The organism is Microbulbifer mixtoriginis (SeqCode), from assembly GCF_052467515.1.
This window is the reverse complement of record NZ_CP174314.1, coordinates 1,919,901-1,940,974: the sequence shown is the minus strand read 5'-3', so window position 1 is coordinate 1,940,974 and position 21,074 is coordinate 1,919,901. Positions and strand designations below refer to the sequence as shown.

General features: G+C 49.4%; 12 protein-coding genes. 4 read left to right on the top strand and 8 right to left on the bottom strand.

Annotated features, from left to right (window positions below):
• Positions 1–153: 153 nt before the first annotated feature.
• The 6 genes from ACJJIT_RS08380 to ACJJIT_RS08355 form a co-directional block, all read right to left on the bottom strand.
• A complete protein-coding gene (locus ACJJIT_RS08380; RefSeq protein WP_444900628.1) occupies positions 154–1,680 on the bottom strand; it encodes an efflux transporter outer membrane subunit in 1,527 nt (508 codons plus the stop codon).
• The gene (locus ACJJIT_RS08375; protein ID WP_444886338.1) at positions 1,658–2,779 is read right to left on the bottom strand and encodes an HlyD family secretion protein; all 1,122 of its coding nucleotides are present in this window, start codon (positions 2,777–2,779) and stop codon (positions 1,658–1,660) included. The genes ACJJIT_RS08380 and ACJJIT_RS08375 overlap by 23 nt, the downstream gene beginning before the upstream one ends.
• Before the next feature lie 2 nt (positions 2,780–2,781).
• A complete protein-coding gene (locus ACJJIT_RS08370) occupies positions 2,782–2,994 on the bottom strand; it encodes a DUF1656 domain-containing protein (protein ID WP_353505426.1) in 213 nt (70 codons plus the stop codon).
• Positions 2,995–3,011: 17 nt separating this feature from the next.
• On the bottom strand, positions 3,012–5,195 hold the full coding sequence (locus ACJJIT_RS08365; RefSeq protein ID WP_444900627.1) for an FUSC family protein: 2,184 nt from the start codon (positions 5,193–5,195) through the stop codon (positions 3,012–3,014).
• 901 nt (positions 5,196–6,096) lie between these two features.
• Complete coding sequence (locus ACJJIT_RS08360) at positions 6,097–8,271, bottom strand: malate synthase G (RefSeq protein WP_444900626.1); 2,175 nt, start codon at positions 8,269–8,271, stop codon at positions 6,097–6,099.
• 189 nt (positions 8,272–8,460) lie between these two features.
• A complete protein-coding gene (locus tag ACJJIT_RS08355) occupies positions 8,461–9,396 on the bottom strand; it encodes a LysR family transcriptional regulator (protein ID WP_252081803.1) in 936 nt (311 codons plus the stop codon).
• Positions 9,397–9,510: 114 nt separating this feature from the next.
• Between ACJJIT_RS08355 and ACJJIT_RS08350 the strand changes: the two genes are divergently transcribed.
• The 3 genes from ACJJIT_RS08350 (at position 9,511) to pta (ending at position 14,745) form a co-directional block, all read left to right on the top strand.
• On the top strand, positions 9,511–11,109 hold the full coding sequence (locus ACJJIT_RS08350; RefSeq protein ID WP_444900625.1) for an isocitrate lyase: 1,599 nt from the start codon (positions 9,511–9,513) through the stop codon (positions 11,107–11,109).
• 259 nt (positions 11,110–11,368) lie between these two features.
• Positions 11,369–12,577, top strand: coding sequence for an acetate kinase (locus tag ACJJIT_RS08345; RefSeq protein ID WP_444900624.1), 1,209 nt, complete (start codon positions 11,369–11,371; stop codon positions 12,575–12,577).
• A 2-nt stretch (positions 12,578–12,579) separates the two neighbouring features.
• Positions 12,580–14,745, top strand: a complete 2,166-nt coding sequence (gene pta / locus ACJJIT_RS08340) for a phosphate acetyltransferase (protein ID WP_444900623.1) — start codon at positions 12,580–12,582, stop codon at positions 14,743–14,745.
• A gap of 7 nt (positions 14,746–14,752) precedes the next feature.
• Here pta and ACJJIT_RS08335 read toward each other — a convergent pair whose 3' ends face one another.
• Together ACJJIT_RS08335 and ACJJIT_RS08330 are read right to left on the bottom strand one after the other, a co-directional pair.
• Positions 14,753–16,957 (bottom strand): acetyl-CoA hydrolase/transferase C-terminal domain-containing protein, encoded by a 2,205-nt coding sequence (locus ACJJIT_RS08335; RefSeq protein ID WP_444900622.1) that lies wholly within the window; start codon positions 16,955–16,957, stop codon positions 14,753–14,755.
• Positions 16,958–16,981: 24 nt separating this feature from the next.
• Entirely contained in the window at positions 16,982–19,216 is a 2,235-nt protein-coding gene (locus ACJJIT_RS08330; RefSeq protein ID WP_444900621.1) for an acyl-CoA dehydrogenase, read from the bottom strand.
• A 360-nt stretch (positions 19,217–19,576) separates the two neighbouring features.
• Between ACJJIT_RS08330 and ACJJIT_RS08325 the strand changes: the two genes are divergently transcribed.
• Entirely contained in the window at positions 19,577–21,013 is a 1,437-nt protein-coding gene (locus ACJJIT_RS08325) for a di-heme oxidoredictase family protein (protein WP_444900620.1), read from the top strand.
• The last annotated feature ends 61 nt before the right edge of the window (positions 21,014–21,074 follow it).

Genomic DNA, 21,074 nt, shown 5'->3' with positions numbered 1-21,074 from the left:
GTCTAATACCTGAACCTTAGTTTAGGTCAATATCGATTGCTAATTCTCTTTACTCTTTTTGCGCCAAATGTCTCTAAACGGCTGATGGTATGCTGATCATCCTGAAGATACGGATTAATGGATTGGTGCGGGCCAGACAAGTGCAAAGAGACCTTATTCCAAGATCTTATCCCAATAGTGAGTCCTGCGAAGCATATCCTCTATTGTCTCTTCGGGTAATAACTCCAATGGTGTCAGCCCATCTTGAATCTGCCAGCCGCCCCCAAGAGAAAGATAAACCTGAACTAGATTCGCTGCTACTGCACCTTGGGCAATCACCAAGAGATCCTGCTGGGTAAAATTTGAAACCATCGTGGTGATAACAGTGTTGAACTGTATCGCTCCGTCGACATATTGCGTCATGGAGAGATTGACGGCCTCTTCAGAAGCCATAGCTGCGATATTATAAAAGTACTGTTGTTCCTGGGATTTGAGATATGCAACTATGGCATTCTCAACATCAACCTGCGCCTGTAAGACCACTTGCTGGTAGTCTGATACCAGCTGCTGGAAGGTCGCATCCTGCAAGCGCACATTGTTGCGCAACCGGCCATAGTTAAACACATTCCAATCAAACTCAACGAATAAATCCCAAGCATCACTTCTGCCATTTAACTGTCCCCCCCTGATATCAATTGCTCCTATTAGCCCACCTATTGAAAAGTTTGGGTATAGCTCCGCTCGAGCAACACCAATCAGCTCCCCCTGTGCTGCGAGAAGCCGCTCAGCCTGGCGAATATCAGGACGCTGACGCAAAAGATCCTGCGGCATGCCTATCGTTATAATTGAGGGCACATGGGGCACCGTTGGAGGTACAGAAAGGAGGTCATTAAGGCTATGAGGGGGCATACCCAGTAGTATTGAAAGGGTATTTTTGAACTGCTGAAGCGTAGCTTCCAGCGCAGGAACAGCAGCCTGAGTGTTACTTAATAAGGTTTGGGCCTGTTCGGCATCCAACGCACTGACCTCTCCTGCATGAAATTTTACTTCAGCGATTCTTAGCCCTTCAGTCTGAATACGAATATTTTCCTGTGCCACCTGAATACGGCGTTTTACAGTGCGAATATTGATATATGTTTGCGCTACCTGTGCAATGATTGAGACAAGCAGCCCATCATATTCAGCCATACTGGCCTCAAAGTCAGCTGCGGCGGAATTAACCAATCGCCTCAACTGCCCCCACATATCCAACTCCCAGGTTAAATTGAAATTAAGGTAGTACTCACTCTGATAGTTTCCGGTTATACCGGAGCGAACATATTTGGAGCGATCTACGAGCCCCTCAATTTGCTGTATCTGTGGATATTGATTCCCTATTGCAATAGCGAGGAGCTGCTGCGCTTGCAGTGCTCTTAATGCGGCTGATCGCAATTCCAGGTTATTTTCTATTGCCTGCTCTACCAAATCATCCAGAACAGGATCGGCGAAGGCAGACTGCCACCAGTAAGGATTCACTGTTTCAAGGATATCTACCCGTTTACTGTTTTGATAAATCCAGGTGTCTTCAACTATAACAGGGGGCGGTACATAATCTGGGCCCAGCATGCAACCATTACCAACAAATACAGAAAAAGCACCAAGAGCTAAGGACTTGCGTAGATATTCAAACCTAAATAGGCTAAGGATTTTGCGCCGTATCATCTTGGTCGGCGCTCGCAGTATTGCTCAATATGAGCACTGAACTGGTAAAACCAACACGAAGCTCGACAGACTCAGGCCTTTCTGTCAAATGAACTCTCACCGGAATTCTCTGAGCGAGACGAATCCACTCAAAAGTTGGATCAACTCGTGGTAAAAGGTCGTTACCCGCAGTTCCATCAGTTTGTGCAATACCCCAGCCAATGCTTTCAACATACCCTTTGAGTGGCCTATGTGGGTATGCCATTAATGTCACTATTGCCTTATCCCCTGGAGCAATTCTGCGTATAAAGGTTTCACGAAAATAACCTTCTACTCGATAAGTACTAATATCCACTATTGATAGTGCGGGCTGGTTTGCTACAGCTTGATCACCGAAGCGAAAATCCAGATTTGTAACATATCCGGATACAGGCGCCGTCACTGTTGTATATTCCAGATTAAGTTCAGCCTGACGTACTAAAGCCAGAGCTGCGCGCACACCAGGATTATCTGCCCCAAGTGCACCGAGTTGCGCACGGACCTGTGCTAATTCAGCCTGAGATTGCTCTAAAGCAGCTAAGGATTTAACGAGTGTTGCCTCTGCACCAGCCCGATACTCCACTGACGACTCAAACTCAGCTTGTGCGGCCTGAAGAGATCTCACTGAAGTGGCGCGCTGAGGAAGTAGTTCTTGCTGACGCCTATACTCCGCTCTGGCCTTGGTGATCTCTGCATCTAGTGCATTGATGTTGCTTTGCGCTAAATCTATAGCCGCGGAGGACTCCCTTATCCTAGCTTCATAAGCCAGAATATTCTCCCTCTGAGCATTATAAATATCGACTGCCTCCTCGTATTGAGCCTTGGCTTCCGCCAAAGCGGCTTCATAGGTTCTTGGATCTATTTGAAATAGAAGTTCACCCGCATTGACAAATTGGTTATCTCTAATAGGCAGCGAAACCACCTGACCTGAAACTCTAGGAGTAACCTGGATAATATCCGCCTGCACTTTCCCATCTCTAGTCCAGGGGTTGTTGAGATACTTCCAAAACTGAAGAACCAATGCAAACATTGCCAGGAATACCATACTCGCCGTAAGTATGTACTTTCTAAACTTCTCCACTCTTAAATACCCACAAATACTGACCCAATAAAGACTGAGTAGATAATGCTCAACGATATAATTACTACTGGCGGGTTTGCAAAGTATCTAGAAAGGCGGTAACGATCCAGGAGTCTTGCGGTAAGTAATGCCGCGAGCACCCCAAGTACCCCCGCAACTAGAACTGGAGAAATAAAAAAACCTCCTACTGACACATCATGAGGTATCTTTTCCATACATTAACCCATTTGAATCATAAACATCTTTCTTCACAAAAATATTTCCAATCTACGGACTCTGATAATTTATAAAACTCATCGAGGTAATTGCTAATACAGTGGGTAACACCCAAAAAGTACAAAAAGTTGGAAACCCCCTTTGCAGTCTCCTCATCATTTTCCCAGAGCTCCATCAGCCCTCCAACATCCACATTTACTCTATCAAATATACGTCTATAACCTCTTCGTAAAGACTTGATGTTTATATTTCGCTGTTCCCCTGATAAGTAAAACAATATTTTTCCTGCGAGAGATCTCCAGATAAACACCTCGCGCAGCATACTTTTGGTTGCAACAAGTTTCATTTTTGAGTGATCAATTCCATACAAAATCTTAACCTGATTAGCAATCAGCATTAGTAAATCAATTACCCTTCGCATTTGATCCCCCGACATACCTTTAACATTATTGACATCAATACCTTCTTTCCAGTAAAGGATCTTCTCATGCGAAATCACAACGATATTTAAATGATATAAAACATAAAGGCGATGAAATATTGAGCGTCTTGTTAAGGCCGGCAAATCGCCTTCAACCACCAAACGCGCAGCACTATCAAGTAGTCGATTCACATTTTTTTTAAAATTTCTTTCAGGATGAGAAGAAATCGGGATATTTCTAGACACCGCCAGTATGCAAAAAATAATAGCCAACACAAATATATAATTTGTATAAACGACAAAACTATAAGTCTGATAATTATTGAAATTAAAAATAATTTGCGGAAAGAGGAGAGCTAAGGTTCTTATCATTGACTGCGCACCAAACATTCGATTCGCAAAGTAGGAAATAGTAAAAGTCCAGAAAAACACCATTAAACCCAACGAATAAAAGCCTTGCAATTTTGGCATAACTAAAAAGTAAAGAGGTGCGGACATCAAGCATACGAGAATTGTATATATGCAAGATTTAAACAAGTTAATTTGTGGACTTACAGATGCTATGATTGCTATAATTGTAATTAAAAGTACAACAAGCAGCCCGCCTATCATATCTGGAACAAATAAATAAGCTAAATAAGATATCCAGATCCCCACTAGTACGCGAACCACATTAGCCAGCCTATCAGGATCAGGCATTAACAATCCAAACCAGTATTCTTCACGTTCACTTGAAGTACTCGAACTGGAAAATTCCAGGCTTTTTAGATCATTTACAGCATTAATTAGTGCCCGGGTTTCCACCTCCAAATCATTCAAAGATCGCCTGGTTACAGCTATTGCGGCAGTCTCTGGAGTTGACAGCTCCTTTTTTACTTTTTCAACGTCCCCCCTAACCACCCTCTCCCGAGCATCTCCAGCCACCTCATCTTCAGCAATGGCAAATCTAACTCTCTTAAATCGCCCTCTCATAACTTCCAAATAGTCATTCATATTCAAAAGAAACTTCATAATTCCCAAATCACTGGATAGGGCCAAACTCTCTTCTAATTTAAGTAATGACTGTGTTACCGCTGTTGTACGATGACCAAATGCCTTCCACTGCCTACGGCACTCCCAGATTTCATAACTATCAGAACTGGCATCATTAATAGCTGTACGCAAGCGTGTATCTGCCCTTAACAGTTCAACTCGCTTATCTCTAAGGACTTTAACTTTCTTTCGATCTTGAATTCTTAAAAAACATCTATTTGCAAAAGCACGATGCATATCTAGCAGGGAAACCGCTGCTTCATGCAGTTCTTCGCGGCTACAATTTGGCCAGATCAAAACAGCTACAAGCCCATATACAATAATACCCAGTAAAGATTCTTGAATACGGAATATCCCTTCCTCATAAGAAAGGGATAAATCACCACCGGTCGCATCCCATAACATCAAAATAACGTAGCCACAGGTCATCCAAAAATACTGACGCTTTGACCTTTGCAGGATATAAACGCAGCCCGCAACCCATACCGATAGCGCAATCATAAAAAGCCATCGATCTTGAGGGAATGATGCGACGATTATCCAGCCGCCTAGAAGTGCAAACAGAGTGCCCAGCATCCACAAAATGGCACGATTTAACGACTGCCCCAAGTTTGCCTGACTACACACAATAACGGCAAATGCACCCCAAAAAGGTTTTTCCCAATTGATACCCATTGCAATGGCATAAACAATTACCAAAGCCAGCGCAATTTTTATTGACTCTTTCGCATTGCGAGACAGGTACAATGTTATCTCCGAGTATTTTCACGATAAAGCGACAATCTTTTGACACCCTAATGATTACAATTCATGTGATTTTTAGGTTGGCAGGAGGAAGTATGGCATATAAGAAAGCAACTAAATCAGGGATACACTTATAGATACAGCACGCACAAAGCGTATTTTAAAGTGCCAATAAAGTATGAGTGTCAGCGAAGATCACTGAAAACTTATATCTCAATATACGACATAAGTTATAAACGAAAAAATGAAATTAGCATTTGAAAACTCATCTCACAGTCTAAGGCTCTCCGTCAGTCTCTTTTTATAGCCTGTAGTTTTGGCATAGGCAAAGAGATAACTTGTATAGGCTTTTTATCCCCTAAGGAAAATTGTATTATCAAATTTATTGAGCGGTATACCTTTCTTTAAGCGCTTAATAAAATCAGGATCGGTTAGAAAAGCACCCTAAAGCAATCAGCCCATCATTTGCCTACTTAACATTTACTTCACTTGATTACGCGCCATCGTGTCATAACCATACACTTTGAAAATTGAATACCTGCTAAGTCAAAGAATGAGGGAAATGGGCCATACTTTACTCCCTCTGTAAGCGGCCGAAATTAAATGATACATACAGCTAGGACGACTGACCCAGTGGCGCCAACAACCTATCAATTCGAGTAGTTGCGGCGGCTAGTAGGGCGGCACTTTGCACAGCCAGAGTGACTAAATAGGAGGAGGGCACTATGACAACACTCTCCATGCCTTACTGGTTAACAGCAAAGCCATATCACTTATCACCTTCAGGTACGGACCTCTATCGGAATATTAATTCCTATCCACTGTAAGGCATGCTAAATGATACTCCACACCCCCAATAAAAAAGGCCCCTTGAGGGGCCTTTAGAAACAATCCAGCCCAGAAATCAACCATTCAAAGCCTTAAACTCACGCCTGCGACGATGCAGAACCGGCTCAGTGTAGCCGTTTGGTTGTACACAACCTTCAAATACGAGCTCACAAGCGGCCTGGAAGGCAACACTTCTATCGAAATCTGGAGCCATATTGTTGTAATTGGCATCACCGGCATTTTGGCGGTCCACAACTGCAGCCATACGCTCCATAGTTTCGCGCACTTGCTTCTCGCTGACAATGTCATGCTTGAGCCAGTTGGCAATATGCTGTGAAGAAATTCGCAAGGTGGCGCGATCTTCCATCAGACCGACATCATTAATATCCGGCACCTTGGAGCAACCTACCCCCTGCTCAACCCAGCGCACCACATAGCCAAGAATGCCCTGAGCATTGTTATCCAACTCCAATTGAATCTCTTTAGTACTCCAATTAGTGTCTTTGGCCACCGGTACGGTGAGAATATCTTCCAGCTTGGCGTGATGGCGGTGCTGAATCTCTTCCTGTCGACGGTTCACATCGACCTTGTGGTAATGCAGTGCATGTAAAGTTGCCGCCGTGGGCGATGGTACCCAAGCAGTATTCGCACCAGCCATTGGATGTGCGAGCTTGGCGTGCATCATCGCTGACATCTGATCTGGAATCGGCCACATACCTTTACCAATCTGCGCCCTACCCTTGAGACCGCTATTGAGACCCACATCCACATTCCACTCTTCGTAGGCGTTGATCCAAGTGGACTGCTTCATATCTCCCTTGCGAATCATGGGGCCGGCAAGCATAGAGGTATGAATTTCATCTCCTGTGCGATCCAGGAAGCCGGTGTTGATAAAGACCACGCGCTCTTTGGCTTCGGCGATGCAGGCTTTGAGGTTTACCGTGGTACGCCGCTCCTCATCCATAATACCCATTTTCACCGTGTGACGCGGTAGGCCGAGGGCATCCTCAATACGATTAAACAACGTGTTGGCAAAAGCCACCTCTTCCGGGCCATGCATCTTCGGCTTTACGATGTAGATGCTTCCTTCACGAGAGTTCTTGATCTCGTTATTGCCGCGTAGATCGTGTAGAGCGATCAGGCTGGTAATCATTCCGTCGAGAATACCTTCCGGAATTTCCTGGCCGTCACCATATAAAACAGCATCGTTGGTCATCAGGTGGCCAACATTGCGCACAAACATCAAACTGCGACCCGGCAGGGTTAGCTGATTACCATTCGGTGTAATATATTCACGGTCGACATTTAATTTGCGCTCAAAAGTCTTGCCGCCTTTATTGATGGTTTCCTTGAGGTCACCTCTCATCAGGCCGAGCCAGTTGCGGTAAACCACAACCTTGTCTTCCGCATCGACTGCCGCTACGGAGTCCTCACAGTCCATAATGGTGGTCAATGCAGATTCCATAAGGACGTCTTTAATACCCGCGTCATCGGTTTTACCGATAGGGCTTTCACGATCCACCTGAATTTCAAAGTGCAGGCCGTGCTGCTTGAGCAAAATACTCGAGGGTTCTTCGCTGTCACCGCGGTAACCGGCAAACTGAGTGCCGTCTTTCAAGGTGGCAATATCGCCATTGGCTTGGACAACTTCCAGCAGAGAGCCGTTAATACGATATTGCACGGCTTCTTTATGACTGCCGCAGGTTAATGGAGCAGACTGATCTAGGAAGCTGCGCGCATATTCAATCACTTTGGCTCCGCGCACCGGATTGTACTCACTGCCCTTTTCCGCTCCACCTTCTTCGCTGATCACATCAGTGCCGTAGAGGGCATCGTAAAGGCTGCCCCAGCGGGCATTTGCGGCATTCAGTGCATAGCGGGCATTCATCACTGGGACCACTAGCTGAGGACCGGCGAGAATGGCAATCTCCTCATCCACATTCTCAGTGGAAGCACTGAACTCAGCGGGCTCATCCACCAAGTAGCCAATTTCTTTCAGAAAGGTCTGGTAGCCTTCCAGATCGAGGAAGCCCTGCGGATTTTCGGTGTACCAGCGATCCAGGGTTTCCTGTAATTCGTCGCGTTTTTCCAGCAGGGAGCGATTGACTGGCGCCAGGTCGCGGACAATCGCATCGAGTCCAGCCCAGAACTTATCGGCATCGACCCCGGTTCCTGGAATCACCTCCTCGCAAACCAGGTGGTAAAGCTCTGGTGCGATTTGTAGATCACCGATTTGGACTCGTTCCGTCATACCCTGGGCCTCTCACTGATTGTTGGAATTACGGCATTCTAAACAGCCATTTCAGCATACCGCTAATTTATAGACACAATTTCCACTATTCATAGATCAAATTTTTATGAAAATGGATGACGCATGATTCACTGCCAAGAGAACTGTATATTCACCCGCAGGGCGCATGATTCCTTACTAAGGGGTCACTCATAGAGCTCGACCAATATCCAGGATCAGGCGCCGTAACCAGCGGTGCGGTGCGCTCTGCTGTAAAAGTGGGCTCCAAGCCATTTTTAGCTCAAGAGGAGGGATATCCAGCGGCGGATCCCTGCGCACGACTCTGGGATTGTCGCTGGCAAGCTGTGCCAGACGGGTGGGCACAGTGACAATCAGGTCACTCTGCTCGGCCAACAGCATAGCCACTTGGTAGTGGCGTGTGAAGACCGAGATATCCCGCTTTTCCCCCAATTTACCAATAGCCTCATCTACCCAGCCCAAGCGTTGCACATCCTCTGGGTTTACTCCTACCCCCACACCCATGCCGGTCTTGCTCACCCATATATGCTGAGCCTTTAAGTAACTCTGCAGATTGTAGTCTTCGAGAATTGGGTTATCCGCTCGCATCATGCAAGAGAAACTGTCGCGCCATACGGTGGCTTGGTGGAAGCTCTGGGGCATGCTATCGAAACGGTTAATTACCATATCCACCTTACCCTGCTCCACATCGACAAAGCTCACATCGCTGGGCGTCATGATATCCAGGCTGATTCCTGGAGCACCATCCCTCAGCTGCTTAAGCAGGGGCGGTATCAACGTGGATTCAGCATAGTCACTGGCCATAATGCGAAAGGTACGCCGGGTGTTGGCGGGATCAAAATCCCTATTGGGCTGAATCACACGGTCAATGCTGGATAGCGCCTCACGAACCATCGGCTGAAGTTCAAGGGCACGCTCCGTGGGCATCATGCCCTCTCGGGTGCGTACTAGCAGAGGGTCGTCAAAGAGTTCGCGCAGGCGTTTCAGGCCATTGCTCATTGCGGGTTGGGACAGCCCTAAGTAGTTGGCCGCTCGTGTCACATTGCGCTCGCGCAGCAGCACATCCAGGTATACCAGCAGGTTCAGGTCAGCTCTTTCCAGTTGCATACAACATTTGCCAGATCGATAGTGAAAATAAAATCAATAAATTAGGCAAATTATGCCACTCCTCCTAAGATACTCAACACCTAATCGCAGTCACCGTTTTAAGGAAACACTGTCATGTCCACTTACACTCAAGACATCGACGCGGTAGCTAAGCTCCGTGACAGCAAAAGCGGCACTTGGGATGCTATCAATCCCGAATCTGTTGCCCGTATGCGCGCCCAGAACAAGTTCAATAACGGCCTGGATATTGCCAAATACACCGCCAATATCATGCGCGCTGACATGGAGAACTACGACAAAGACAGCTCCAAGTACACCCAATCCCTGGGCTGCTGGCACGGTTTTATCGGCCAACAGAAGATGATTTCTATTAAGAAGCACTTCGAAGGCAATACTGACCGTCGCTACCTGTACCTGTCCGGCTGGATGGTCGCCGCTCTGCGCAGTGAATTCGGTCCTCTGCCCGACCAGTCTATGCACGAGAAAACCTCTGTTGCGCACCTGATCAACGAACTGTACACCTTCCTGCGTCAGGCCGATGCCCGCGAGCTGAACGACCTGTTCCGCGAGCTGGATGCCTCCCGCGAAGCCGGCAATAAAGAAGCCGAGAAAGCAGTACAAGACAAGATCGACAACCACAAAACTCACGTTGTGCCGATCATTGCCGACATCGATGCCGGTTTTGGTAACGCAGAAGCCACTTACCTGATGGCCAAGCAGATGATCGAGGCGGGTGCTTGCTGTATCCAGATCGAGAACCAGGTTTCCGACGAGAAGCAGTGTGGTCACCAGGACGGTAAAGTCACCGTTCCTCACGAAGACTTCCTGGCCAAGATCCGCGCAGTTCGCTACGCATTCCTGGAGCTGGGCGTAGACAACGGTGTTATCGTTGCCCGTACCGACTCCCTGGGTGCCGGCCTGACCAAGCAGATCGCCGTGACTAAAGAGCCGGGTGACCTGGGCGACCAGTACAACGCTTTCCTGGACTGTGAAGAAATCGCAGCTTCTGATCTGGCCAACGGTGACGTTGTAATCAACCGCGAAGGCAAGCTGCTGCGTCCTAAGCGCTTGGCTTCCAACCTGTTCCAGTTCCGTAAAGGTACCGGCGAAGCTCGCTGCATCCTGGACAGCATCACCTCTCTGCAGAACGGCGCCGATCTGATTTGGATCGAAACCGAGAAGCCCCACGTTCGCCAGATCGGCGGCATGATGGACGAAATCCGCAAAGTTGTTCCCGATGCGAAGCTGGTTTATAACAACAGCCCATCCTTCAACTGGACCCTGAACTTCCGCCAGCAGGTATTCGATGCATGGTCTGAAGAAGGCAAAGACGTATCCGCTTACGACCGCGCCAACCTGATGAGCGCCGAGTATGACGACTCCGAGCTTTCTGCAGCTGCAGATGAGAAGATCCGTACCTTCCAGGCCGACGCTGCCCGTGAAGCCGGTATCTTCCACCACCTGATCACCCTGCCGACTTACCACACTGCGGCCCTGTCTACCGACAACCTGGCCAAAGAGTACTTCGGTGAGCAAGGCATGCTGGGCTACGTAAAAGGCGTTCAGCGTAAAGAAATCCGTCAGGGTATCGCCTGCGTTAAGCACCAGAATATGGCCGGTTCCGACATCGGTGACGACCACAAAGAGTATTTTGCTGGTGAAGCGGCACTGAAAGCTTCTGGTAAAGACAACACCATGAACCAGTTCAGCTAAGACGCTCTTATACCTTTCAGGTAGATTCAAGGCGGCGCAAGCCGCCTTTTTCTTCAGGGATTCTCTCCTGTTCAAATTGATCAGGACAATGATTCCGCCGAAGAAGAACAGTTATGCAAACTGCGCTTTTATCTCTGCATTTTGGACTTGGGCCGCAATCGCGGCCCTTTTTTTGCTCCCAATCTTATTGCCTTTTCTCAAAGACTTTTGCGCCATATTAGCTAGCCTTAGGGTATACACGCTAAGGTGCGCACCGCCTATGTCTGGCCCAAGCCTTGTACTGACCATCAACTGCGGCAGCTCTTCTTTAAAGTTCTCCATCATTAACCCCGAAACTGGTGAGGAACGCTTAAAAGGCCAAGCCGATGCCCTGGGATCATCCTCAGCAGCGCTCTCTTGGCAGCACGATGAAAAAGAGGGAACACAGAAGCTCTCCCCTGGGGATGACTACGAAGGTATTATCGGAGCAATAGTAAAGCGATTCGACGGCCCCTGGTCAGCGTTGCGCGAGCAGCTTCGGGCTGTCGGGCATCGGGTGGTCCATGGTGGAGAACAGTTCGCAGATTCCGCGCTGATTAATGACAGTGTGGTATCAGCCATCAGAGCCTGCTGTGAACTGGCGCCACTACACAACCCTGCCGCCCTACAAGGTATACAGGCCTCACTGCTCGCCTTCCCAGAGTTGCCGCAGGTGGCGGTCTTCGATACCGCCTTTCACCAGAGTTTGCCGGATTACGCCTACCTCTATGCACTGCCCTACAGCTTGTATCGGGATCACCAACTGCGCCGCTACGGTATGCATGGCAGCAGTCATCGCTATATCGGTGAGCGCAGCGCCGAAATATTGAAAACACCCACAGACAAAATCAATGTGATCTCCGCTCACCTCGGCAATGGCGCTTCCCTGTGCGCCATTAAAAACGGAAAGAGCGTGGATACCAGTATGGGTCTGACTCCTCTTGAAGGGCTGGTAATGGGCAGTCGCTGCGGGGACCTAGACCCTGGTTTATTACTTCATTTGGGAGAGGCACTGGACTATTCCCTAGCGGAACTCGAACAGTTACTGAATTGCAACAGCGGCCTGCTGGGGATATCCGAGCTAAGCAATGACTGTCGTGAACTGGAAGAAGCTATGGGCAAAGGCCATGCCGGTGCTAGCTTGGCATTGAAGCTATTTTGTTATCGGCTGGCCAAATATATCGCAGCCTACACAGTGCCACTAAAGCGCGTTGATTCGCTGGTATTCACCGGGGGTATTGGCGAAAACTCATCTTGGGTGCGGCGAGAAACGATAGGTTGGCTCAGCCAGCTCGGCTACCAGCTGGACAATAAGCGCAATGAAGACGTTCGCTTCGGTTCTGAAGGGCAGATATCGAAAGACGGAACACTGGATATCCTTGTGATACCCACCCGTGAAGATTGGGTTATTGCTCGAGATACCATCCGCTTAGCGAACAGGGCGCTATAAACATGCCCCACAACGCGCGCGCCCTAATGCTGATTCCACTGGATCTGGGTGTGGGTATTACGTCGGTAAGCCTGGGCTTAATACGGGCACTTGAACGCAACCGTGTAGAAACCCAGTTTTTCAAACCTGTCAGCGAAGCACCTTCCCGCGACGGCGCCATCGAGAGAACCACAGAGATATTGCGGCAGACTACCAAGCTGGACATTCCCCGTTCAATCAGCGCACAAGAAGCTGAAACTATGATCTCCGCAGGTGGTACCACGGAGCTACTGGAGAAAATTTTGGCCCGCTACCGCAGCAGCGTTCAAACTGCGGATGTAATAGTCGTAGAGGGACTTTTACCCGGAAGGCAAAATCAATTTTCTGACCAATTGAACTGCCAGATGGCAAAAACCCTGGATGCGGAAGTGGTGTTGGTTGCCAGCCTGCACACAGGTGATATTCGTCAGCTTACAGAGCGTCTGCAGTATGCGATGCAACCGTTTGGTGAGGGCCCATCCAACCCGGTGGTAGGCTGCATTATCAATAAGCTGGATGCCCCTCCCCGCATAACCGACCCACCTGGCGGCCACTTTATCTCGGTGGGCGCTCAACAGGAGCCCTGCACCAAAGCTGTCAACCGAAAGGATCTGTATCGTAAAATTCCTCTACGCATCGTTGGCGCCATCCCCTGGAATGCGCAGCTGCTGGCCCCCCGGGCGCTGGATCTGGCCCGGCATTTCAATGCACAACTGATCAATCGCGGAGAACTAGAGAGCCGCCGTTTGCGCAGCGTAACCTTCTGCTCGCGATCCCTAGCCAATATGCTGCATCGCTTTAATCCAGGTGCCCTACTGGTCACTTCGGCTGACAGGCCCGATGTTATGGTAGGAGCCAGCCTGGCAGCAATGAACGGTGTAAAAATTGGCTGCTTGCTGCTGACCGGGGGCTACCGACTGGATCGTGGGGTACACAAACTTTGCACACCGGCCATGGAGACTGGACTGCCGGTAATGTTAGTCAGCTCCAACACCTGGCATACCGTGATGGAATTACAAACCTTTAACCTGCGCACCCCCGCTGATGACCGTGAGCGAGTAAACCGGGTACAGGATTTTTTTGCCAGCCACTTGGATAAAAACTGGGTGCAATCCTTAAGTCAGGTTTCCCAACGGCCGCGGCGGATGTCACCCCCAGCATTTCGCTACCACCTAACAGAAATGGCCCGCCGGGTACTAAAACGCATTGTGCTTCCAGAGGGAGAAGAACCCCGCACTATACGCGCAGCTCTGGCCTGTGCAGAACGGGGAATTGCACAACCGATACTGCTGGGGAGACCGGGATCTATCCAGCGAATCGCCGAGCAACAGGGCCTCAGGCTCAGTAAAAAAGTAGAAATCATCAAGCCCGAAGATGTCAGGGAAGAGTATGTAGAGCCCATGGTAGCTCTTCGTAAAAATAAAGGCCTCACTCAGGTGGTCGCGAAAGAACAGCTGCAAGACAATGTCGTTTTGGGCACTATGATGCTGGCCCTAGACCAAGTGGACGGCCTGGTTTCAGGCGCTATTCACACTACCGCCAATACCATCCGCCCCGCCCTGCAATTGATCAAGAGCGCTCCAGGTGAAGAGCTTGTCTCCTCAATTTTCTTTATGCTTCTACCCGAGCAGGTACTGGTATACGGAGACTGCGCCATCAATCCGGATCCCAACGCCAACCAATTGGCTGCGATCGCCATCCAGTCGGCAGACTCCGCAGCAGCTTTTGGGATAGAACCCCGAGTAGCAATGATCAGTTACTCCACCGGCACCTCAGGAACCGGCTTAGACGTAGATAAAGTGCGTGAAGCCACACAAATCGCCAAGCAGAGAAGGCCCAAGCTGATTATTGATGGACCACTGCAATACGATGCGGCGCTGATAAAAAATGTGGCTGAGCAGAAAGCGCCACAGAGCCCAGTCGCGGGCCGCGCCACCGTATTTATTTTCCCTGATTTAAACACCGGCAACACCACATATAAAGCAGTACAACGCAGTGCGGACTTAGTCAGTATTGGGCCTATGTTACAGGGGCTGCGCAAACCGGTGAATGATCTTTCCCGCGGTGCCCTGGTGGACGATATTGTCTACACCATTGCACTTACCGCTATTCAGGCCCAACAACATCAACCACATATAACTAAAAAATAACTGACCTCTATCCACAGAGGGGACGGCGAAGGTCAATATATTCATGCAGCGCGGCGGCAATAACATAGGCCTCCAGGCGGTGCTCATAGGTATCCGAATGGTCACAACCCATCCGCTCCAGACAGCGATGGATAAACGCAAACTGATCAGAATTGTCCCGCCACACTCTACGCCCCTTGATCACCGTTATCAGCATTCGCCACCAGCTGCGGTCAGCCGCTCTCAACTGCTGAAGTGCGACAGCCAGCCATCCCTCTTCATCGGTAAAGTCCGTACCCAGCGGATAGTAAGGCAACATGGCGAGGGACTTTTCATCGGAAAAGACCTCGGCAATATGCTCCGGGGTATTTCGATTAAACTCTGCCGGAATAGTGAAGTCCTTTTCAATTTTGCCTGCATATTTGGCCTGTTCCAGCAACACTGCCTGAAATCGTGTATCGCAAATACTGAGCATGGAAACCATCACGTCCCGGTCTGTTTTACCCCGCAGGTCCACCGCGCCGTATTCAGTTACCACAATATCCCGCAAGTGCCGAGGTATAGTGGTGTGGGGGTATTCCCAGACAATATTACTTTCACATATTCCGTCGCGAACGCGTGTGCTCGGCAGGGCAATAATGGAGCGGGCCCCAGGCAGTGCAAACGCCTGGGCAACAAAATTGTATTGCCCTCCAACACCACTAACCACCTGATTATCCATTAAAGCATCGGAAATAACGGCCCCGCCCAATGTCACCATCATGGCTGAGTTTACAAAACGTGCGTGTTTGCGCTGGACTTGCTTCAGTATTTGTTGGCCGCGCAGATCGTTGGTGAAATCGATAGAAGTCATATCGATACCGGCCCGCTCAATGGGGGCTAGATCCCGTAACTCTCGATACATCACCTCAGGGCCAAGGTAAAAACCACCGTGCAACCAGATACCGCCTTTAAGTTTGTTGTTCAAACAACTGCCTATCAATCGTCGACGGCCGTGCTCACTGTGTAGGTCACACTCCTCCTCTTCGCCATCGGGTGTTAACAACTTGTGGCCGCGCCAACTGTAACTTGGATCCACAATACCAAAACGCTGCAAAAACACGGTGTCATCAGGGGTTAACGGACAGTGGATACGCCCTCTCTTTTTCAGAGCGAGCAGAGTCTCTTCGTTCACTGTATGGGTGATCGCATCCGAATCCAGCAACTCCTGCAGTGCCTCATCAGCAAACACTTCACGGATTAAAACCCCCGCCTTACGCAGATGTAAAAAGCCATGGGGAACCATTTCACTGGCACCATATAGTCCCTGTTGAAAGGGCGCCTTTTGTAGGGGGAGGTTTTTTCGGTATGCGGATGACTCTGAATCGGCTAACTCATCCAGCAGGCGAGTGAAGAGTGGATTCTCTTTGTGACGCAAACGCAAGGCATGACACACCGCATCGCCGAGCGCCCCGATACCCACTTGTAAAGTACCACCATCAGCGATCAGGCTGGCAATATGAAAACCGATAGCGTATTCGGTAAAACTCACCGGCATTGCAGGAGCGGCAAACAATGGAGTATTGAACTGGTTACCTTCTAACAAAAAATCGAAAGCGCCTTCCGCAAGCTCACTACTACCCGGCATATAAGGTAATTGATGATTTACCTCTCCCAGTAAAAAAAGCGATTGCCCTTTGCGATCGGAGGCCAGCTTTAAAAGTGGCAGGGTCAGATCCGGATTACAGCTCAAACTGTATTTGCCACCCGCCGGTGAGGGGGACACCATTTGCGCGATCACATTGATCCCATTACGCAAGAGATCTTCGGGCACCTCGGTATAATTAGTGCTGACATAATGTTGCTGAGCATAGCGATTACCCAGCAAAGCACCGGGCTCCATAAAAAACTCTATCACCTCAATATTATTGGGAAGCTGCCCTTGTCTCCTCGCCGTCACATAACCAAGATCCTGATAGTGACTATAAAGGCGATCCAGTAAAGGCTGTACAAAACGGCGCGTGATATCACTGTCCCCCCTGGGTCGCTCAAGGGTCAGGGCGGTATAAATGGTCAGAGAAATAGAAGGGTCTGCAGCGGCACGCGCGTAAAGGGCATTGGCAAAGTGATTAGCTTTTCCCAATCCAAGGGGCAACCCCAGCACAATCTTTTTACCGACCCTGCGTAACAGAGCATCGATACACTCCTCGGCGCCGGTAAACCGTTGGGGAACCTTATCAGGAGAAACTTCCATGGAAATCAGGCTTTTCTCACAAGGCTATTGGATTTTTCCCACCACCCTGGCCAAATGATCAAAGTGGTCGACCTGGATAGCCTTATCCACTGCATCAGCTGCGTCACGAAGAGCATCCGCTTCTTCATCACTAATGAGATTACGTTGCAACCCCTCTTCCACCGACTCGCGACTTAGGGTGCGAATCCCCCCCTTTTTTAACTTCTCTCGTGCACGCTCAGAGGCACATACCTTGTTGAAGGCTTGCTCGACAATTTCAACTCCATCGCCAGGATTGCCAAGGAAAACACCACGGGTCAAACGGTCTCGGGTTTTGGAGGGACTCAACAGCAACTCGGCACATGCTCGCGCCTGTCGATCTGAAGCAGTATGGATACTATGCCCCCAGGGCATAGTCAGAAAATGCATCAACTGTCCAAAAAATGGGCGCGGGAAATTCTGAAAAACTTCCAGCAACTGAACTTCGATTTTATGCAAACCATCACGCATGGCGAATTCCAGCAGCGGTAAATCATCTTTGGGGTTGCCATCATCATAGAAACGCTTGAGAGTACAGCTCAACAGATAAAGCTGGCTGAGCACATCGCCGAGCCGGGAGGATATCAGCTCTTTTCTTTTTAACTCACCGCCCAAGGTGATCAGCGAGACCTCTGTCACCAGTGTCAGCACAGCTGAGTAGCGATTGATCTGACGAAAATACTTGGCCGCGCCTCCAACATTACGAGGGCTGCTGGCAAAGAGCCCCACGGTCCAACCATGAAATACTCCTCGCAATAGTGTCTTGAATTGGAACCACATATGCTTGGGGAGTAAATGATCCAGTTGCTCCAGCCCCTCCTCTTCATCGGGATTTTCAGCAGCGAGCATTTCATCAAGTATGTAAGGGTGGCAGCGAATAGCACCCTGACCAAAGATCATTAAGCTGCGGGTCAATAAATTGGCCCCTTCTACCGTTATCGCCACGGGTACCGCACGATAGGCATTACCCAGGTAATTTAGTGGGCCATCCATGATGGCTTTACCGGCATGAATATCCATGGCGTCATCAATAGCCTGGCGCAGCCCCCCTGTTGCATTGGCTTTCATAATTGCGGTGATTACCGCCGGCTTAAGTCCATCATCCAATGCCCTGGTGGTTGTCTTATGGGCGCTATCTAGCACGAAAGCGATAGCGGCGATCTCCGCCAGCCGACTTTGCACCCCTTCAAAACGCCCTACAGGAATATTGAATTGCTCGCGGATACGCGCATAGGCACCAGTGGTCCTCGCCGCCATCTTGGCACCGCCCGTAGAGAGCGAGGGAAGCGAGATGCCACGCCCGGCAGCCAAGGCGCTCATCAACATTTCCCAGCCTTTGCCGACATTCTCCTGACCTCCAATAATCCAATCCATAGGGATAAAGACATCTTTTCCCCAGTTGGGACCATTTTGGAAGGCCTGCATCGCCGGGAGATGGCGTTGACCAATAGTCACGCCTTCTGTATCAGTAGGAACCAGTGCCACGGTAATTCCCAGCTCCTCTTTATCGCCGAGAATATGCTCCGGGTCGTACAACTTAAAGGCGAGCCCCAAGACCGTGGCAATAGGCCCCAGGGTGATATACCGCTTGTGCCAGTTGACACGCATCCCCAAGACCTTTTCCCCCTGATGATCACCGTAACAGACCTCTCCGCGGTCAATCATGGATGCCGCATCGGAGCCCGCCTGGGGGCTGGTGAGGCCGAAACAGGGAATATCCGTGCCATCGGCAAGCCGGGGCAAGTAATAATCTTTTTGCTCCTGGGTGCCATGAGCGAGCAGCAATTCTCCCGGCCCGAGGGAATTGGGCACCATCACAGTGACGCCGACGGTGTTACTCCGCGTAGAAATTTTGGTGACTATTTCTGCATGCGCAGTAGGGGAAAAGCCGAGACCACCATATTTTTTGGGAATGATGATGCCGAAGAAACGATTTTTACGCAGAAACTCCCAAACATGCTCTGGGATATCGTGATCGACAAAACTGATCTGCCAATCATTGATCATTTTACAGAGCTCTTCGGCAGGCCCATCGAGAAAAGCCTGTTCCTCCTCATTCAGCTCTGGCGGTCCCATATCGAGTAGTTGCTTCCAGTCCGGTTTACCGGAGAGTAGCTGAGCATCCCACCAAACTTCTCCGGCCTCCATTGCCTCCCGTTCCGTTTGAGATATTGGCGGTAAAATCCTCTTTATGATATTCAATAGGGGTTTGGTAAAGAATTTCTTGCGCAACTCGCTCATTTTTACCTTCCGCAGTATCCCTAGCGGTGCACTACCCCGCCAATTACCACTAGCCATGGTGCTATTTCAAAAAATAATGATAGGCAACGAATGCGGTTGAAGAGTTTCAGTAAGATCCCTTCCCAAATTGAAAACTCACAAGCAGTCACTCAGTACTCCAGACACAACATTTTGTGCGGGGAGAGTCCCCTGGTAACTAGACGCCCAAGAGAACCTGAAATTTATACATCAATAAGATGTATGAAGCGCCAGTTGTCGCGATATCCCTGGGAAATACTACCTATATTTAGAGAGATGGAATGGACGCCGCAAATGAAGCTCTGGATCAGTTGATAGAAAGCATTGAATTAGGATGCTCGTATGAAGCAGACTCTTGTGAACTCGCTTGCCGGTGTCGGACTTTTAACCCCCAGCCTGCTCTTCGCCAATCTGGTGGGAGAAGGCCCCCGGCTGGCCCCGGAAGACAGAATTACCCAGGGACAAATTGTTGAAGGTGAACTGAGCCTGGATGAAATTCGCCAGGCCGGGATGCTCATTTTCAGCACCCCCTTTAATCGCTACGATGGCTACGGGGATGGTGCACACGATGAATCCCAGCCTGATAACCACTCCGCAGATGGCGGTAACCGGCCGACATTACAAGGCAATGGTACCTTCCTGCGAGTCAATGGACTCGACTCCCAGAACTGCCTGGAATGTCACAGTATCGTCAGCAATAGAACTGTGCCGGCCACCATGGGTATTGGTGGCGGTGGCGGTTTTAGCACCAGCGCAATGCTGCGTCCGGTCAATATCGATGTCATTGACGAAAGCTTCGATGGGACTGCGGAATACGATGGCCGCCTAATCAACCCCCTATTCTTATTTGGCTCTGGAGGGATTGAACTAGTCGCCAGAGAAATGACCGCTGACCTTCAGCGCCTCAAACAATACGCCTTAGACAACCCTGGAACTGTTGTCAGTCTGGAGACTAAATCCGTTAATTTTGGCAGTATTTTTGTCGATGAGGATGGCAACCTGGACACCAGCAATGTGGAAGGCGTCGATGCAGACCTTGTGGTACGCCCGTTTGGCAGGAAAGGCGATAATGCCTCAGCCCGCGAATTCTCCTTGAACGCCCTTTCTTTCCACATGGGGATGCAGGCAACAGAAAAGTTTGGCGGGGCAGAAGCCGACGAAGACAATGACGGCGTGACCAACGAAATTTCTGTCGGTGATCTATCCGCGATCAGTATTTTCATTGCCACCCTGGACCGCCCCTTCCAAATAGAATCCGGCAAAAATAACCGGGGTCGCAAATTGTTCCACGAGGTTGGCTGTGCCGACTGCCATCGTCCCGTAATGACCACTGAGCGGAGGACCTTGCCCTTTAAGCTAACGGGCTCCCCGGAGGCACCATTTGAAGATACTTTCTATCACGTGGATCTAAGCAAGCCCCCCACAGTTTTTAAATCCATTTTTGGAGCGGGAATTGAGGTCGAAATGTTCTCTGATCTCAAGCGCTATGACATGGGCATAGCCTTAGCTGAAACCGCCTTTTTCCAGGATGAGGTGCAAAACAGGGAATTTATCACCGCACGTCTTTGGGGAGTTGCTGACACAGCGCCCTATATGCACGATGGGCGCGCACTCACCTTGGTAGAAGCCATCTTGTTACACGATAATCCTGGAAGTGATGCCGGCTACGCCGCAGAAAACTTCCAAAATCTGAGTGACGAAGACAAGAACAAGATCCTTTATTTTCTGATGTCTCTGCGCATGCCCAAGGATCCAGTTTCAGATTTACACAATCGATAGGCAGCTCTTTATGAACGATGCCCGCGGCAACAAAGTTGCCAGCGGGCATTTTTATCTGCAA

What these genes read in the sequence shown, in the direction of transcription:
- ACJJIT_RS08380 (WP_444900628.1), bottom strand. Translation starts at nt 1,680, where the DNA reads ATGATACGGCGCAAAATCCTTAGCCTATTTAGGTTTGAATATCTACGC.
- ACJJIT_RS08370 (WP_353505426.1), bottom strand. Translation starts at nt 2,994, where the DNA reads ATGGAAAAGATACCTCATGATGTGTCAGTAGGAGGTTTTTTTATTTCT.
- ACJJIT_RS08360 (WP_444900626.1), bottom strand. Translation starts at nt 8,271, where the DNA reads ATGACGGAACGAGTCCAAATCGGTGATCTACAAATCGCACCAGAGCTT.
- ACJJIT_RS08355 (WP_252081803.1), bottom strand. Translation starts at nt 9,396, where the DNA reads ATGCAACTGGAAAGAGCTGACCTGAACCTGCTGGTATACCTGGATGTG.
- ACJJIT_RS08350 (WP_444900625.1), top strand. Translation starts at nt 9,511, where the DNA reads ATGTCCACTTACACTCAAGACATCGACGCGGTAGCTAAGCTCCGTGAC.
- ACJJIT_RS08345 (WP_444900624.1), top strand. Translation starts at nt 11,369, where the DNA reads ATGTCTGGCCCAAGCCTTGTACTGACCATCAACTGCGGCAGCTCTTCT.
- pta (WP_444900623.1), top strand. Translation starts at nt 12,580, where the DNA reads ATGCCCCACAACGCGCGCGCCCTAATGCTGATTCCACTGGATCTGGGT.
- ACJJIT_RS08335 (WP_444900622.1), bottom strand. Translation starts at nt 16,957, where the DNA reads ATGGAAGTTTCTCCTGATAAGGTTCCCCAACGGTTTACCGGCGCCGAG.
- ACJJIT_RS08330 (WP_444900621.1), bottom strand. Translation starts at nt 19,216, where the DNA reads ATGAGCGAGTTGCGCAAGAAATTCTTTACCAAACCCCTATTGAATATC.
- ACJJIT_RS08325 (WP_444900620.1), top strand. Translation starts at nt 19,577, where the DNA reads ATGAAGCAGACTCTTGTGAACTCGCTTGCCGGTGTCGGACTTTTAACC.